The 16393-nt window shown below is 45.8% G+C and carries 18 protein-coding genes; 3 read left to right on the forward strand and 15 right to left on the reverse strand.

Annotation, left to right across the window (positions count from 1 at the left end):
- Positions 1–57: 57 nt before the first annotated feature.
- The 7 genes from ABXR35_RS09150 to rnz all read right to left on the reverse strand — a co-directional run bounded on the left by ABXR35_RS09150 (position 58) and on the right by rnz (position 5130).
- Positions 58–531, reverse strand: coding sequence for a DinB family protein (locus ABXR35_RS09150; RefSeq protein ID WP_367058522.1), 474 nt, complete (start codon positions 529–531; stop codon positions 58–60).
- A 39-nt stretch (positions 532–570) separates the two neighbouring features.
- The gene (locus ABXR35_RS09155; RefSeq protein ID WP_367058525.1) at positions 571–1641 is read right to left on the reverse strand and encodes a 23S rRNA (cytidine(2498)-2'-O)-methyltransferase RlmM; all 1071 of its coding nucleotides are present in this window, start codon (positions 1639–1641) and stop codon (positions 571–573) included.
- A 25-nt stretch (positions 1642–1666) separates the two neighbouring features.
- Positions 1667–1990, reverse strand: a complete 324-nt coding sequence (locus ABXR35_RS09160) for a YbbN family protein (protein WP_367058528.1) — start codon at positions 1988–1990, stop codon at positions 1667–1669.
- 76 nt (positions 1991–2066) lie between these two features.
- Positions 2067–2405: a cyclic-phosphate processing receiver domain-containing protein gene (locus ABXR35_RS09165; RefSeq protein ID WP_367058531.1), complete on the reverse strand. Its 339-nt coding sequence runs from the start codon at positions 2403–2405 to the stop codon at positions 2067–2069.
- A 23-nt stretch (positions 2406–2428) separates the two neighbouring features.
- Complete coding sequence (locus tag ABXR35_RS09170) at positions 2429–3253, reverse strand: Fpg/Nei family DNA glycosylase (protein ID WP_367058534.1); 825 nt, start codon at positions 3251–3253, stop codon at positions 2429–2431.
- A gap of 65 nt (positions 3254–3318) precedes the next feature.
- A complete protein-coding gene (locus ABXR35_RS09175) occupies positions 3319–4104 on the reverse strand; it encodes a TIGR01457 family HAD-type hydrolase (protein WP_367058537.1) in 786 nt (261 codons plus the stop codon).
- A 102-nt stretch (positions 4105–4206) separates the two neighbouring features.
- Complete coding sequence (gene rnz, locus ABXR35_RS09180) at positions 4207–5130, reverse strand: ribonuclease Z (RefSeq protein ID WP_367058540.1); 924 nt, start codon at positions 5128–5130, stop codon at positions 4207–4209.
- An 888-nt stretch (positions 5131–6018) separates the two neighbouring features.
- Here rnz and ABXR35_RS09185 point away from each other — a divergent pair.
- Positions 6019–6558 carry a cupin domain-containing protein gene (locus ABXR35_RS09185; protein ID WP_367058543.1) on the forward strand — a complete coding sequence of 180 codons (540 nt, stop codon included), beginning with the start codon at positions 6019–6021 and terminating at the stop codon, positions 6556–6558.
- A 140-nt stretch (positions 6559–6698) separates the two neighbouring features.
- Here the strand turns inward: ABXR35_RS09185 and ABXR35_RS09190 are convergent, their stop codons facing one another.
- The 4 genes from ABXR35_RS09190 to ABXR35_RS09205 all read right to left on the reverse strand — a co-directional run bounded on the left by ABXR35_RS09190 (position 6699) and on the right by ABXR35_RS09205 (position 9513).
- Complete coding sequence (locus ABXR35_RS09190) at positions 6699–7493, reverse strand: HAD family hydrolase (RefSeq protein WP_367058546.1); 795 nt, start codon at positions 7491–7493, stop codon at positions 6699–6701.
- Between the two features lie 166 nt (positions 7494–7659).
- Positions 7660–8190 (reverse strand): methyltransferase, encoded by a 531-nt coding sequence (locus ABXR35_RS09195; RefSeq protein WP_367058548.1) that lies wholly within the window; start codon positions 8188–8190, stop codon positions 7660–7662.
- 199 nt (positions 8191–8389) lie between these two features.
- Complete coding sequence (locus ABXR35_RS09200; RefSeq protein WP_367058550.1) at positions 8390–8587, reverse strand: DUF896 domain-containing protein; 198 nt, start codon at positions 8585–8587, stop codon at positions 8390–8392.
- A gap of 278 nt (positions 8588–8865) precedes the next feature.
- Positions 8866–9513, reverse strand: a complete 648-nt coding sequence (locus tag ABXR35_RS09205) for a LysM peptidoglycan-binding domain-containing protein (RefSeq protein WP_367058553.1) — start codon at positions 9511–9513, stop codon at positions 8866–8868.
- A gap of 288 nt (positions 9514–9801) precedes the next feature.
- Here ABXR35_RS09205 and lexA point away from each other — a divergent pair, with 288 nt between their 5' ends.
- Complete coding sequence (gene lexA / locus ABXR35_RS09210; protein WP_367058556.1) at positions 9802–10428, forward strand: transcriptional repressor LexA; 627 nt, start codon at positions 9802–9804, stop codon at positions 10426–10428.
- A gap of 75 nt (positions 10429–10503) precedes the next feature.
- Here the strand turns inward: lexA and ABXR35_RS09215 are convergent, their stop codons facing one another.
- The 4 genes from ABXR35_RS09215 to ABXR35_RS09230 form a co-directional block, all read right to left on the reverse strand.
- On the reverse strand, positions 10504–10923 hold the full coding sequence (locus ABXR35_RS09215; RefSeq protein ID WP_367058559.1) for a hypothetical protein: 420 nt from the start codon (positions 10921–10923) through the stop codon (positions 10504–10506).
- A gap of 275 nt (positions 10924–11198) precedes the next feature.
- A complete protein-coding gene (locus ABXR35_RS09220) occupies positions 11199–11432 on the reverse strand; it encodes a hypothetical protein (protein ID WP_367058562.1) in 234 nt (77 codons plus the stop codon).
- Between the two features lie 27 nt (positions 11433–11459).
- The gene (locus ABXR35_RS09225; RefSeq protein WP_367058565.1) at positions 11460–13436 is read right to left on the reverse strand and encodes a glycoside hydrolase family 127 protein; all 1977 of its coding nucleotides are present in this window, start codon (positions 13434–13436) and stop codon (positions 11460–11462) included.
- A gap of 42 nt (positions 13437–13478) precedes the next feature.
- A complete protein-coding gene (locus ABXR35_RS09230) occupies positions 13479–14870 on the reverse strand; it encodes a glycoside-pentoside-hexuronide (GPH):cation symporter (RefSeq protein WP_367058568.1) in 1392 nt (463 codons plus the stop codon).
- Between the two features lie 307 nt (positions 14871–15177).
- Between ABXR35_RS09230 and ABXR35_RS09235 the strand changes: the two genes are divergently transcribed.
- The gene (locus ABXR35_RS09235; protein WP_367058571.1) at positions 15178–16140 is read left to right on the forward strand and encodes a helix-turn-helix domain-containing protein; all 963 of its coding nucleotides are present in this window, start codon (positions 15178–15180) and stop codon (positions 16138–16140) included.
- Positions 16141–16393 lie beyond the last annotated feature (253 nt).

Below are 16393 nucleotides of genomic sequence, written 5' to 3' on the forward strand. Positions count from 1 at the left end.
GTACCTGAATTATAAATGATGTCATGATCAAAGTAAAGATAGCTATGGTGATCCTCATTACTTCGCTGCCGCAAAAGCATCGCAGTTGCGCTGTACTTGTTTGACATGCGTCTCTAAATGCGTGACACATAGCTTATCAATAACCATACGTGCCGTAATCTCACCATCCTCGGTATGAATACCAATCCGATGCTGATCTTCTTCAGTAATCGTTTCTAGCACTGGTACAAACGCTCTGCGCATTGCGAGCAATGCCTGCAAATGATGCTCCAGATCCAAACTAGCGTAATTGAGACGCTGCGCCCAACGATCCTGATCAAACGCCACCAATGTTGGCGGCTCTGCCTCACACAGAATCAATTTCAAACGGTTTTGTAGAGTAATTTCTACATCAAACAGATGAACAACAATCTCGCGAATACTCCACGCTTCTGGTGCAGGCTTATAATCCAGCTCCGCCTCGGGAATATTCCGTATTGATTCGACAAAGCGTTCCATATCAGGCCAATAACGATAAATGGTATTTTGCATCACGCACATCCTTCTTACAAGATATACAGCAACTACATATTAATATTTTACCATATACAACGTAATTTCATCACGGTTGTGAAACAATTGCTTCGCACGCTGCACCTGAAGTCGCGCATCCTCAAAGGATTGAATCACCTCGCGGATCACAGCTAGTGGCTTTTTGTGCATTAGCTTAACAGTCACAATCACAGTACCACCAGGTGATACCGCATCCAGCAGATCAATAACAAGACGCGCCGTCAGCTTCGGACTCCAGCTCATATCGCATACCAGCAGATCAAATTCGCCGGGGCTGAATTTGACATCTGCCGCATTGCGACGAACGCTTTTCAGCTGTGGATGGTTTTGGAGCGATGGGTGCATTTTGGCAGGATCAACCGCCGTAACGTGCATACCACGTTCCAACAAAAAGGATGTCCAGCCGCCCGGTGCTGCGCCGACATCCAACCCGCGTCGGAACGCGGTAAAGTCGATACCGAACACTGCTTCTGCTTCCAGTAGCTTGAATTTGGCACGCGAAATCTGACCTTCCTCACGTTGAAAACGAATAGCTCCTCCGTTCCAATCGGACAGATTGTCCTCTGGTCGGGAAATGCCTGCGTATAGGCGTTCCGCCGTCCAGAATACCGAGACAACCAGCGTCGGTTGCTGCACGGTAAATTCCGCATGAAGCGATTCCAGCTTTTCCTCCAAACGATGACGCAGCTCCGACGCATTGCCACCATCTGTTTGTGCATCGCCTGTTTTGCGAACCTGAAGCGACAGTGGGATGCCATACAGTTCCTCGCGCTTGAGCAGCAGTTCTGCCAGTGTATCCAGCGGATCAACGGTATCTTCCAGCTGTTCTAGCACGATATCATAACGCACCGGCTGAATATGTCGCAAAAACATTAGCGGTTGGCGCTGCAATTGTTCCAATACCTCCTGCTCATCAGCAGGCAGCGTAAGTAACAATACCTCGCTATGCACCAGTACCGAACTTTTGACCGAACCAAATGCACGTTTTAATTCTTCCTGCGCATACGCAGCAAAGCCGTGATTAGCTGTACCGATCCAGCGCGATTCCGCCTGTTGCTCGGACGGATGTTGTTTATCCTGATCATTCATGAAATATTCTATAGCCTCCAATAGATTATACGGTTGTACCACGCACATGCTCAAGAATACGCTGTACCGATTGTAGCCGGTACAACATACGCGGCTTCCGTTCGCGCCATGCCTCAAATACGATCAGACATGGAACGCTAGTCAATTGCAGCTCCTGCACAAGGCGGGGTGCAAAATTGATGTTGAGCGCATATACCTGTTGTCCGGGCAATAGTGGAAGCGATGCGTCCAGCATCTTTCTGCCTAGCTTGCACGTACCACAGAACGGCGTATACGCATAAATAATCGCCATTTCGCCGGATTGTGATGCCAGTTCCAGCGCTTGCTGTTCATTTATTTCCTGAATCACGACATCACCTCCTGTCGACGTTTTATACTTACCCTTTGACAATACAGTCACGTAATAATGCGTTCTATTCTTGCCCTCAGACCCGACCGGCAGCAATCTGCTCCAATCGTTCTGCCGGAATCGGACCATTATGCAAAATCACATGCTCTGGCTTGGCTTGATACAGCAATTCGTACATGCTTTTCTTACCGGACATGCTTGATGTATGCAGATAAATCTCGCGTGCATATAATCCCTCTTGGATCATCGTCTTGACCACATCGGTGCCATCCATCTGACCCCAGCCCAGCTCATGATCCAGCGATAAAATATCTACCTCGCACTCGCGCAGCATCGTCAGACATTCGCCGCCATCTCTTGCTAACGCAAAGCCTGTTGGACACGGGCGGCAGTCATCCAAATACAGATGAATCATCAGCTGTCCCTCCCGTTCCATCATTAATTGGCAAATTGCGATGCCGGACAATAATACGTCTTTTTGCCAGCAACTTCGGTTTTGACAACGGTGTCGTTGGACGAACGTACAGAAGGCTCACCCTCACGCTCATATACGCGACGCAGCGCATGGAAGCCGCCAGTTAACGCATCATTCGCAGTCATTGGCTGCCCTTCCATATGACCACCTGCTTCAATTGCTTCCTGTAGCACGATATGCATTGCATCATACAGCTTGCCAAGCGCTTCTTCATCCAGTTCCTGCACTTTAGCAGTTGGCAGCAAACCGGCTGTAAAAGCGATCTCGTCCGCATAGTAGCTGCCGATTCCTGCGATAACGGATTGATTGAGCAGTGCCGTTTTCAATGCACCGCGACGACTTTTGATCAAACTTGCAAATTGCTCACGTGTCAGCTTGCGGTCAGTAGCTTCGGGACCAAGATCAGCAAAATAAGCTTGTGCTTCTTTTGCTGAGCAAAAGTGGAAAATGCCCTGACGACCAGCGGTGTAATACAGCGAAGTACCGTCCTCAAACTGCAACTCCACATCGGACTTGCGGTTCGCATTTTGCTCGCGTACACCATAATAGAGCGAGCTGCCCAGTACGATGCTGATAACGATGCGGTGTCCGCTGTGCAGGTGCAGATTCAGATATTTGCCGCGACGTTCGATAAAAGCAACCCGGTTGCCGCTCAGCAGCATATTGGTCGGATCTGCTTCCACATTTGATACACGGGCAAGTCCAAGTACCATTTTCTCGATAGATGTATTCAAAATGTAACGAGTCAATTGAATCTTGTAATTTTCCAGTTCAGGCAATTCAGGCATAATATTGTCCCTCTCTCTCTGATAATGAAACTGCGATGTCATCTATATTCATGCTCAGTATACGTTTATTCTGCGGTCGGATGAATCTCCGCCAGCGACGCACAGATGCGATCTGCCTTCACGCCGCTACGTGCTTCGTGGGCAGATAGATTATCCGCCGTTGTCACACCAGTCGTAACGAGAATGGTATGGCATCCAGCGGCAGCTCCCGCTGCAATATCGGTCAGCATATTATCGCCAACAACAATCGTATCAGATGCAGGCAAACCGATACGATCCAACGCGTACTGCATCAAAATGGAAGAAGGCTTACCGATAATAATCGGCTCCACTGCGGCGGCGGCTGAAATAGCTGCGCCCAGTGTTCCTGCTCCTGGCAGCAATCCGTCATGAGACGGCAATTGCAGATCAGGATTGGTCAGTACAAAGCGTGCCCCCTGCCCAATTAATCGAAGCGCCATCGTCAGCTTATCATAATCAAACTGACGGTCAATCCCTTGCAGCACATAATCCGGCTGCTTGTCTGTAACGATTAATCCTGCTTCCTGTACCGCCTCAATCAATCCTGGTTCACCGATCACGTAGACACGTGCGCCGGGCTGTTCATCCGCGATGTAAGCAGCAGCAGCAAGCGCTGACGTGCACACCTGCTCTGGCGTTGCTTCAATACCCAGTTCGGTAAGATGTGCAGCTACACCGGCAGCTGTACGCGAAGAATTATTCGTCACATACAGATACGGCGTCTTGGCTTGCTCCAGCTGCTTGATCCACGATGCCGCACCAGGAATGACACGGTTGCCATGATACAGCGTTCCATCTAGATCAATCAGCATTCCTTTCGTATGCGCCATCCTATAGCCATCCTCTCTGTTACTCACAATCCCCATTGTAAAAAAAGTTGCGGCATAAGGCAAACGATTTGCTCACCTGACCGCAACCTGTTTTGTATTTTGTTATGCGTTTACCGGAAATAGTACATGCTCGACTGCCAATTCTGTATGCTCAAATACCGTTTTGGCTTCCAGCAGCAGCTCCTGAAGCTGATCTTCATCCTTATAGCGCGAGCTAAAATGAGTCAAAATCAGTTCCTGCGCGCCTGCTTCACGCGCTGCTTCGGCTGCCTCAATCGCAGTACTGTGATAATACTTGCGCGCTGTCTCTTGTAGATCCTGCGAAAAGGTCGCTTCGTGTACGAGCAGATTCGCATCTTTTGCCAGTACCAATACATTATCGCATGGACGAGTATCGCCAAGAATCGTGATAATCTTGCCTTTTTTCGGCTCACCCACTACCTGATGCGAATGAAGCGTTTCGCCATTGTCCAGTGTAATGCTACCGCCATTTTTTAGCTTGCCATAAATCGGTCCCGGTTGAATGCCGTGTTGCTTCAGCAATTCAAAATTCAATTGCCCCGGACGATCTTTTTCAATGATACGATAGCCATAGCTGTCGATCCGATGCTCCAGCAATGCCGCCTCTACGCGGAACGTCTCATCTTCAAATACAACGCCGCCCTCGTGCTCATATACATTTAGCTCATACTCGACACGGGATTGACTTAATCCCATCGCTGTATCGACGAACTGTTTTAGTCCCGGCGGACCGTATACATCTAGCGGTGTCACCCCGCCCTGATTGCCACGGCTTGATAACAATCCCGGCAGACCGAACAAATGATCACCATGCAGATGGGTAATGAAGATCTTTTCTAGCTTACTCAGCTTCAAATGAGAACGCAGCACCTGATGCTGTGTACCCTCGCCACAGTCAAACATCCAGAGCGCCTTACGCTCCTCATACAGTCGCAATCCAATCGAGGTCACATTGCGCTGAAGTGTCGGCACACCAGCATTGGTGCCCAAAAAATAAAGTTCCATACGTCAAACCTTCTCTCTATAGAACAGCCTATTCATAGTCGGCTCTGTCTCTGCACATCGCATCATAAACTTATCCAATCAAAACAATGATCTATTCACCCTACCATCCCAAACGAAGAAGTGATCGTCTCAAGCATCACAAGCGAAAAGTGATCCTTAACAATCTGTGCTGTAGTGCAGAAGATTAGAATAGATGCAAGAAAACAGTGCGGTGCAGAACCCTACTATAAATCATGCTTGTTTATGCAAAATGATAATATCCTTTATCATATCATGTTATGCGTGCAGTAAAAAGCCGTCCGGCGAATAAGCCTGTACTTCCTACCTGTATGGCTGATATGTACCATGCTCCAACTCAGTCATCTTCTTGACCTGTACTTCTGTGATTCATACAACATTTCCTATTCCTAACACCCAAATCAAGGAATACAAACTTTGTCATAATCCTATGCTTCATTTACCCTAACCTCTATTACGATAAGCAGCGTGAATATGTTGCTATTTACATCGAAAATGAACCGTTATAAAAATGGACCGTTATGTAATAGGCTTGCTGATTATACCATTTGGGCATACCTGCCTGTCTCTGTAATATCCCCTTTGCTGCTGACCTTTTCTTCTCCCACGCTATATTTTCTTGCCCGCCCCTATAAATGAGGGTTGAACCGAACAAGAAGCTACTATATCATCAAACATAATACATGCATAAACTTGCACTTTTCAGATTAAACCTGCATATTTCAACATTCATCCTACTTCGACTTCAATCGTCATACTCATGCTTACATTTCCCTACTTATATTCATAATGAGTTTTTAATGAAACTATCGACAAGGTTCAACATATCTTTTATAATACTTTAAAAACCAAGGAAAGAAGGGTAATCCGATGGCTGAAATCAGAATTAGAAATACGAATGAAAGAATTTCTGGTGATGACAACGTACTGGCGTTTTTGAATCAGCATGAAGTTGTATATGAAAAGTGGGATGTGTCCAAGCTGGCTCCTGAGCTGAGCGAGAATTTCTCCCTGACTGATGAGCAGAAGCAAGATGTCCTGCATACCTTTGAATCGGAAATCAAAGATCTCGCTGCACGCCGCGGCTATCGCACATGGGACGTGATTACCCTGTCTGAAGCAACACCGGACCTAGAAGCGAAACTTGCCAAATTTGAGGAAATCCATACACATACGGAAGATGAAATTCGTGCGATTGTATCGGGTAACGGTATCTTCATTATTAAAAGCCCAGAACACGGTTACTTTGATGTCGAGCTGGAACCGGGCGATGTGATCTCTGTACCGGAAAATACACCGCACTTCTTTACACTGGTGGAAAATCGCAAAATCGTCGCTGTGCGCCTGTTTGTAGAAACGGACGGTTGGGTTGCCCATCCATTCGAAGATGCTTCATTCCAAAAAGCATAATCCATGTATCGTTTTTGGATTCTCTAGGTATACGAAGACGTAACAAAATGAATCGCTGGAATTACAAAACCGCTCCTATGGCAGAATGCCGTTCAGGAGCGGTTTTGTATTTTATAAAGTATTGCTATCTCATTGCTCGATTATGCTAGCTGTTCAGCGATTTGATGAAGCTCGCTCAGATGCTTGATTTCATAATTCGGCTTAATATCACTGTCATTGGTTTTGGCGTTGCGATTTACCCATACGGTATGAATACCCGCAGCCAATCCACCTTTAATATCGGTTGTCAGCTTATCGCCTACCATAAGTGCTTGCTCTGGCTGAACGTGCAGCAACTCCAGCGCATGACGGAAGATCGACGGATCGGGTTTGCCTTTGCCATATGCACCAGATACAAGAATCTGATCAAAAAATGGTGCCAACTCCGGCACACCATCCAGCTTCTCTTGTTGCAATGCAGGGCAACCGTTGGTCAACAGCAGCAGCTTTACCTTGCCCTTTAATTCACTCAGAATTTGCAGCGTCTCTTCATACATATGCGGGCGATTGCGACGCTCCTGTACAAAGCGGTCTGCCAGCAATTGAGCCAACTCTTCGTTATCTACGCCCACTGCACTCAAGCCTCTAAGCCATGCTTCGTTGCGATAAATCGGTGCAAGGCGTTCCAGTTCACGGAATTCCGGTTGATCGCCAGCGCTAAACTGCGCCCATAGACCTTCAAACGGGTTGATGCCGATCATCTGTGTAAAAGGAAAGGTCTCATACGATTCATACAATGTGCGTGCTTCGCGGCGTACCGCAGCTTCCAGCTCTGTCGGCTCTACGCCTGCCTGTTCCGCAGCAAACAAACACGTTTGTTCAAATGCTTCTTCAATACTGCGTTCATCCCACAACAATGTATCATCCAAATCAAACAAAACAGCTTCAATACTCAAGTCCAAACCCTCCCGGCAATGTTCAAGCGTATTTATATAGCAAAACAGGTCATCTAGAAAACGGGATAGGATGGTATACCCTTCATTCCTATCCGCTGTATGTCTGATCTACCTGCTGCTGTAAGTTCACTCATGTATTATATAACATATTGTTGCTATATTCGGTTTACACCTTGTCTTCAATTGTAATGTGATGCTGTGCAGCAAATGTGCGCAGATGCTCTGCCATAGCTGCTGTATCATAGCGATTCAGCGTACGTGCGAATACCCAAGCACCACCTTTGGTGTTGTGCTCAATCACTACATAACCTTTTTGCAGACGAATCTTCTTCACTTTATCAGCTGTGATGATGCGGTCGCGGTTGAATTTGGTTGTGATCAAAGAATCTCTGCCGATCTTCAAATAAGGACGGCGGAAATACAAGACAACTCCCAAGAATACATACAACAGCACAGTTACCACAAACAAAATCGTACTGCTATTGGTCGCTGGATACATGATACCCATGATACCGTATACAATACCGAGCAGAACGAGCGTTGCCGGGAACACAAAATTGCGTCCTTTGTACGTGGTAAATTCGGATGCGGTACTGCTGGTGCCATTGCTGCCGATGCGATCTTGACCGGCTTTTTTACGGCGATCGTTCACTTGCTTGGTATTGCGTTTGACTTGCCTTTCCCAGGAACGGGACATCGCATTTCCCCCTAAATAAAATTAATAAATAATGCTTCTATTCAGACATGCAGAATCCTTCTAGGCTTCTGCACGCTCAATACAGACAAACGCCGCAAATAAAAGAAGATGCCGGGGCTTGATCATGGATCAGCTGCGACATCCCTGTATGGTTATTGCGTCGATGATCATAACCGGATTGGACGGGTCAAACCGTCATTCATTTGCCCTTTTCTTCCGTTTCGCTGTCCTCGACCCATTCAATGGTGTCAAGCTGCTGACGGAAATTGCGGCGGATATTACCAAGGTAAACGGCACGAAGCTCGTCGCGTTCCACTGTTTCTTCAGCGGTCAGACCAGATTCCTTCTTTTTGCGTGCCAATTCGTTAATGCGTGTAATGATTCCATCGATGTCCATAACTACCCTCCCAAAACTATCTTTTCTAACTTTGACATGTAAAAAAAAGCTTGTCAAGGTTATTCACACCATGACAAGCCACCAATAAGGTGTATATGTAAAACCGGAGGAGAACCGGTTCGTTGACTGTTGAATACCGCATATAAAAACTTTCATATAAAAGGAGAATCATCATTGCGGCTTGATAGGAGTATCAGCTCAGATTTACTAGAAACCGAATCCACAAGAGGCAAGATTGAATAGATAAAATATATATATGAGAACAACACACGATATAATTAATGATTCGGAATGACCAGTATATCGCCACTTTGAATTTCGCTGGTGGACAGATTGTTCTCATCACGAATCTCAGCGATATAATCACGAATATCTGCATCAGGGGCTTTGTACTGAGAAGCGATTGCCCACAAACTGTCACCATCCGATACGATCACATGCTGCTTCATAGATGGCGATTCGTCGGCAACGACGAAGTGCTGAACGCCACCATACAGTAATACACTAGCAAATAACAAGCATATCAGCATACGTCCGGTCGAGTTCCACTTGGACTTGCGAGATGGGCGCTTGCGTTTCTTTTTGCTTGCCAGCGATTTGCGTGCAGTCATCTGGATCAGCTCTAGCGTTTTCTGACGGAATGTACGGCTGGATTTGCGCGTGCCGGATGATTTGCCTTTGTTCTCACCTGATACGTACATCCATTCTGTTACAGCCGGCTCTTTAGACGTTACCGGATTGCGTACTGCTGAAGATTGACGCACATTGCCTGAACGAGTTGTCTTCATAGAAGAGGAAGAAATGTTGGGTTTGCCGGAAGAAGATGTATGGGAAGAACCGTCAGCTGATTCTTTGCTATGCAAGTCAGTCACTTGAGGTTCTTGTTCCTGTTGGTGGATACTTTTATATGTAGTATATTTTAGCATGTGCTTCACGCTCCAAACGTTTGTTCTTGTTTTCCTGAAAAGAATATAGCACGAACATATGTTTTGATCAAGAGTTTTTTCGAACCTTTGTTCGCTTTTTATTTTTATGTATTTCGAATACCTGTTCCCTTCATTGAACAGAGTCTATCGTACTAAAATCATCAACATATAGAAGCTTCTGTTCCCTCAAAAATATATTCTTGCTAAATTTTAGAACTTATGTTTGTGCGAACGGTAGTTCTGTGTTATACTTTTCCCAAACGTTACTAGTATTGGGGTTGATACGGTATGTCCAAGATTTCAAGCCGCCAACAGGCAATTCTGGAATTTATCCGGAATGAAGTAAAACTGAAAGGCTATCCGCCATCCGTTCGTGAGATCGGCGAAGCGGTCGGTCTTGCCTCTAGCTCCACTGTACACGGTCACCTCGATCGTCTGGAGAAAAAAGGCTTGATCCGTCGCGACCCGACTAAACCACGTGCGATTGAACTGCTCGGTCAGGAAGAATCCGAGAATAATCTGTTATTTGCGCAATCTGTATCCCGCGTACCGATTATCGGTAAAGTAACTGCCGGTGTACCGATTACTGCGACAGAGCATATCGAAGATTATTTCCCACTGCCACAGCAGTTTACCGGTGATAACCAGATTTTCATGCTTTCCGTTATTGGCGACAGTATGATCGAAGCCGGTATTCATAACGGTGACTATGTTATCGTTCGCCAGCAACAAACCGCGGACAATGGCGATATCGTCGTTGCGATGACCGAAGATGACGAAGCAACTGTCAAAACCTTTTACAAGGAAAAAGACCATATTCGTCTTCAACCGGAAAACCCTACGTACGAGCCGTTGCGACTGACACGCGTTACCATCCTTGGTAAAGTGGTCGGATTATTCCGTAACTTGCACTGATTCTGCCCGGTATCAGCTGCATCACAAAAAGGCTCCTGATGATCACATCAGGAGTCTTTTTTATGCTCATTTGCATTATCCTTGCCTCGCCGCAGCCTGCTGTTCGCCCACATCGCCTTTTTTCAATCGTGCTAGCTCGACTCGGAACATCTGCATGAGTGCGTTAATATTCGTGATCTCAGCGTGATGCTGACGTTCCAGTTCTTCAATCTTAGCACTAAATACATCTTTTGCCTTGCTAGCGTGAAACATATACGAGCTATAATCTTCATACGTCTGACCTTGCGGCACACCGGTACGCTCTACCACGCTGTAGACTTCCTCCAGCCTGCGGCATACTTCATATTCGTGCCGAACATCGATCACTTCATCACCAGATACATTGTTTTCGTGTAGCGGATTATCAATCGTATACAGCTGCTTCAAACGGGTAGTCAGGTTTTTTAGATGCTGTTCATACACAAGCGTCAATCGTTCCCTTACGTCTTCGTCCATAGCTGTTCCTCCTTGATGATGCAGGCGTAGCCGTTCATACATGCTTCATTCTGCCAGTGGATGCCTGTCCTGCTGAAATTATATTACCCATGAGACAGATATTCCTATCTTCGGAATAATGAGGCGGATGTATTAGGATACAGCATTACTTTTATACATATAGACGTAGTCAAAAATACAGCAGGTATAGCAACTCCCAAAACAACCATAACAAACAGCCGATGAGGAATCCTGCACCGACTGCTTTAAATGTAATAATATGGAGTTTCATTCTTTTAAAATAGTTTCGTTTCCAGCACCTTAGCCATCAATGCCTTAAAGTCCTGTTTCTCCGCCTTTTCTGCTAGCTGATCTTCCATCGCATTAAATGTTTCTGCTAGAAAGTAAGCATTCAAATAGAGTGCCAGATGATCCTTCGCTATTGCTTCTGCATGTGCCTTATCAGATACATAGCCTGTAATGACCTGTCCTGCAAATGTGGCAGGATGAATATTTACTTTGTTTCGCATCGTTACTCCTCCTTTGTATTCCTGTACTTAGGCTTTATGAAGCCATACCTGCATCTCGCCAGACGTGCGGTTCGCCCAGCTGTAATAAGGAATGAGGGTCAATCGATGCGGCTGAAACGTAGCTTGGACAGAGGAACGATACAATTCGCCCTCCCACTCCTGTGTAATTTGTTGTCGCTGTGCCTGCACCTCAATCGTACCAACACCGCCTAGTAGCTCCGCTCTAAACTGATACGTATACTGCGCTTCTGGCGATACACGAATGAGATGCAGATGCTCACCGTTATCCTCTTGCTCTGCGCAATAGATCAGCGGTCCACGTCCAACCGCCAGTTTGTCCTGATCACTACGTACAAGTGGATGCGCTGCATACTGACGAATATCCATCGGTAATAGCAATTCCAGTCGATCCCCATCCTGCCACACTCTATCCAGTGCTATATATCCATCCTGTAATTCTCCCTCTACCGATTCACCATTAAGCTGAAAAGTGTATCCATCCGACCAGTATGGAATGCGCAAGCTAAGTGTAAAGGCTATGGGCTGATCCGTACGAATAGTCATCTGCACCTCACCTTCCCATGGGAGCTGACTATGCTGCTCCAACTGCACCTGCTGACCATTTAACTCTACATTCGCTACACCTGTTACATACAGATGGGTGTGAATACTCTGTTGCTCCGCATTTACGGTATACACATAGTTATGCAGCGACGTGAGCAATCGTGCCAGATTGGGTGGACAGCACGCACATCCGAACCAAGCAGGACGTGTAAATTTGACATGACTTTTGCCGGGATCATGGATACTGTTCTCTGGACGCACCTCCAACGGATTCACATAATAAAAGTGCTTGCCATCCAGCGCCATACCGCCAATCGCCGTATTATAGAGCGCGCGCTCCAATACATCGGCATACTGCGACTTAACTTCATTTTTTAGCATATGAAAGGCGAAAAAGATCAGTCCGATCGAAGCGCATGTCTCGCAATACATCGTATCGTTCGGCAAATCATAATCCATCGTAAAAGCTTCCCCATCGACGGTGGAGCCAATTCCGCCCGTAATATACATACGCTTGCTCACCAGATTACTCCACAATCGACGGCAGGCTGCTAGCATCCGTTCATCACCTGCCAGATATGCAGCATCCGCCATCCCTGCACATAGATAGACAAGCCGCACGGCATGTCCCTCCGCTGTTTCCTGCTCCAAAATAGGCTGATGTGCCTGATAATAGGCAAGTGGACGATGCTGCATCCCTTCGATCACGGGACGAACACCAGAATCTGCCGCCTGCTGTCTGGCGAAAAAGGTTGGATCAGTGCCACGTTCATATAGAAAATAACGGCTCAATGCCAAATAACGCGGCTCGTTGGTGACGGTATATAGTCGTGTCAATGCCAATTCAATCTCTTCATGTCCGTCATAGCCTTGAATTTTGCCCTCTTCCTTACCAAAATGATGATCAATACAATCGGCAAGGCGGCAGGCGATGGACAATGCCTTTTCACTGCCAGTCGATTCATAATATGCAACCGCTGCTTCGATAAAATGCCCTGCACAGTACAATTCATGACTTTCAGCAAGCTTTTTGAATCGACGTTCTGGCTCCTCAATCGAGAAATACGTATGAAGATACCCATCCTCCTCCTGTGCCAGCGCGATCAGATCGATCACACCATCTGCCAGCTCCTGCAAATGCTCATCTGGGTGAAAGGATAAAGAATACGCAACAGCTTCCAGCCATTTGTACACATCGCTATCCTGAAATACCCATCCGTAATGTTTTCCTTGCTTTAGCCCCGCAGCGATTTTGAAGTTTTCGATGGCATGGCTTTTCTCCGATGGAATGGTATGATCATTGCGCTCTTTTTCGATCACAATATTGGCATCATCATTCAGCACACTCCATTGATAGGGGATCATTTCCGTGCGAACCAGTTCACGATAATGAGACCAGAAGGGATCGGTAATAGTAACCTTTTTCAGTTGTAAAGACATATGGGATGTCTCCTCTCCAAATTGCTTTTTATATACATACTGTTACGTTTGCTGTACAGACTCTTCCTTTTTGATCAGCTGTTTACGAATAAAGCTCTCCTTGCGCTCAAAGCGTCGGTAGAAGATCATTGGAACAATACCAAGCGCGAACACAATCGCAGGCAACCAAATAAAAACAAATTGAATGCCAGACAGCGATTGCGCACTTTGTGTCACATTCGGCACATACCCAAACGCCGACATAAATTGCGTCGGAATAAAGCCGCCTAGACCTGAACCTGCTTTGATACAAAATGCACTGCCAATTGCAGTCAGAATCCCGCTTGCGCGTAGCCCTGTTTTCCACTCGCCATAATCGACCGTATCCGACAACATTGCAAATGGCATGGAACAGGCAATACCCGAACCGATACAAGCAATCATCCATCCAACAATTAACGTGGAGATATGCCCATGAGCGATAAACAAAATCAATTGCCCACCCGCTGCAAGCACAAAGCCCAAAATCATTGTCAGCTGCTTGTTCGTGTATTTTACGATAAACGGAATCGACACCATACCAAGCACCTGAATAATCGAAATTCCATTGATCAGCGGCACTAGATTTTTCTGACCGATATTGTATTCAAAATAATAAACTAGCGTCGACGTGCGAATTGTTAGTGCGATCCAGAATAGCAAATTGGCAGCAACGAGCAGCATCCACGGCCAATTGCCACGAAGTGCTTTTAAGCTAGAACGTAACGGAATCGTTTTGATCTTCTCGGTATTGATCTCGCGCAGATTGCCAAAAGCGATCAGAAACATCACAATCGAGACGACACCAAACAAACATAACGTCCAGAAAAATCCTTTCTGATCATTGCCGCCACCGAGAAATGCCACTAACGGGAGCGTGAAAGTTACCGCTGCGAAGTTACCGATATTGCCGCCAACCATACGAAACGAATTCAATACGACCCGTTCATTGGGATCTCTACTCAAATTCGGCAGAATGGATGTGATCGGCGTGGAGATTCCTGTATACGCAATGCCTGCCAAAATATAGGTCACACTGGCGTATACAATTTTCCATGTCCCATCCAGATTCGGGGTCGTAAATGTTAGAATGGTAAATACAGCAAACGGAAAACAAAGCCATAGAAAATACGGTCGACTTTGCCCATATTTCGATTTGGTATGATCGACAATAATGCCCCATAACGGCGCATCAATCGCATCAACCAGCCGAGTAATAAGTAGTAGCGCTCCTGCGACACCCACCGATAGACCGAACACATCGGTATAAAAGTACAACAGATACCCGCCAATAATGCTGTACAGCAAATTACCCCCAGTGTCTGTAAGCGCATAACTAATTCTGCGGTGAAACGGCACCTTGTCTGTACGCAAGGACGGATGCTGTTCTGGTGAAGCATTGGATACTTGTTCCATAGGGATACCCTCCTGTTTCCTGATCAATACATGTCAGATGGATATTGCAGCGGTGTATGTATATCATTGCTATCATCTGGCTCTTTTATCGTAAGCGCTTTCCGATTGGCAATAAACTTAGGATTTCGTAGGAAAGGTGTATATTTGCGACTATTTGAATTCTAGATTTATTGCGCGAAACCGTATACATTCATGTTATAATAACTGGTAACAACGTAATTTTATAAATGTTTGATCTAAATAGTGTATAAATCCGACTTTTCATGTCCAAAACTGATATTCAGGTAAGGAGTGATCTTGATTTACAATGAAACCCGTATGGAAAATGAATATTGAACGTCCGCTTGCGTATTATAAGTGCGGGCAATTTGTCAGCGATGAAGGCTGGAAACACAAAAAAATGAATATGGAAAAGGATTATGAGCTGATCATCGGCTTGAAGGAAACCATCTATGTTCAGGTAGGCGAGCAGCGTTATGAGATTCAGCATGGTGATGTACTGCTTATTCAGCCACAGGTGGAATATTTCGGTTATGCTCCGTCGATCGCTGGCGCCAGCTTTTTTTGGCTGCATTTTATTCCACGTGGGGGGATTGTCACGGAAGCGGGTGATGTATTTGCCAATCGACTGTTGGGCAGTACATTGACCGAGCAACGGGATGAGACGAATGCGTATGTATGCTTGCCTGACTTCTTTTCCCTCACCTATTTGGATAAGCCATTGATGCTGATGAAGCAAATTCTGGATATTTCCAATACGTCGTATTACAGCACCTATGCCGTCGATTATTTGGTAACCGCACTGATGATTGAATTGACGGACAAATATATGGAGCCGCTGCTGCATCATCAGCTGTTGAACAAGGAGCATAATCAGAAATTCATGCAGATTTTGGAATGGATTCGAGTCAATATGTATCATGATCTCACGGTACAAAAGGTGGCGGATACATTCTGTTTTAACTCCGATCATCTCACGCGTTTATTTAAGAAAAATCTCGGCATGAGCACCATCCGTTATATCAACACGCTCAAGCTCAGTCTGGTTAAGGAGTTACTGTGTACCACGAACCAATCTATCAAGGAAATTGCATACGAGCTGCATTTTCGTGATGAAAAGTATTTGATGAAACTATTCAAAAACTATGTCGGCATGACTCCAACGCAATTCCGTGATACGTACACTAATACGTATATCAACACTGTTACCGTTGACCCGGATATTCCACTACCGCCTCATTTACGGGAGGATTCATCCTTGGTCAAGTAGAGTAGTAAAGGGCTTTTTCTAAAGATTGGGGATTTCTCAAGTAGAGGGAAATGGCGATTGGGAATGAAGTTCATTTCGCTACTAAATAATATATACGGAGCGGTAGCATTGCATCTTATTGTGCTCCATTTTTGCCTTTCATTTTAGAACGAAACAGCCCAGCGTATCCTGTGTAGAAGGAGGAAACGTTGGGCTGTTTTTTTGATGAATCTTATGATTATGAAAAGCATTTTTGCCGAGTACCTACAAATAT

Origin of the sequence: Paenibacillus sp. JQZ6Y-1 (genome assembly GCF_040719145.1) — a bacterium.
GTDB lineage: Bacteria > Bacillota > Bacilli > Paenibacillales > Paenibacillaceae > Saccharibacillus > Saccharibacillus kandeliae.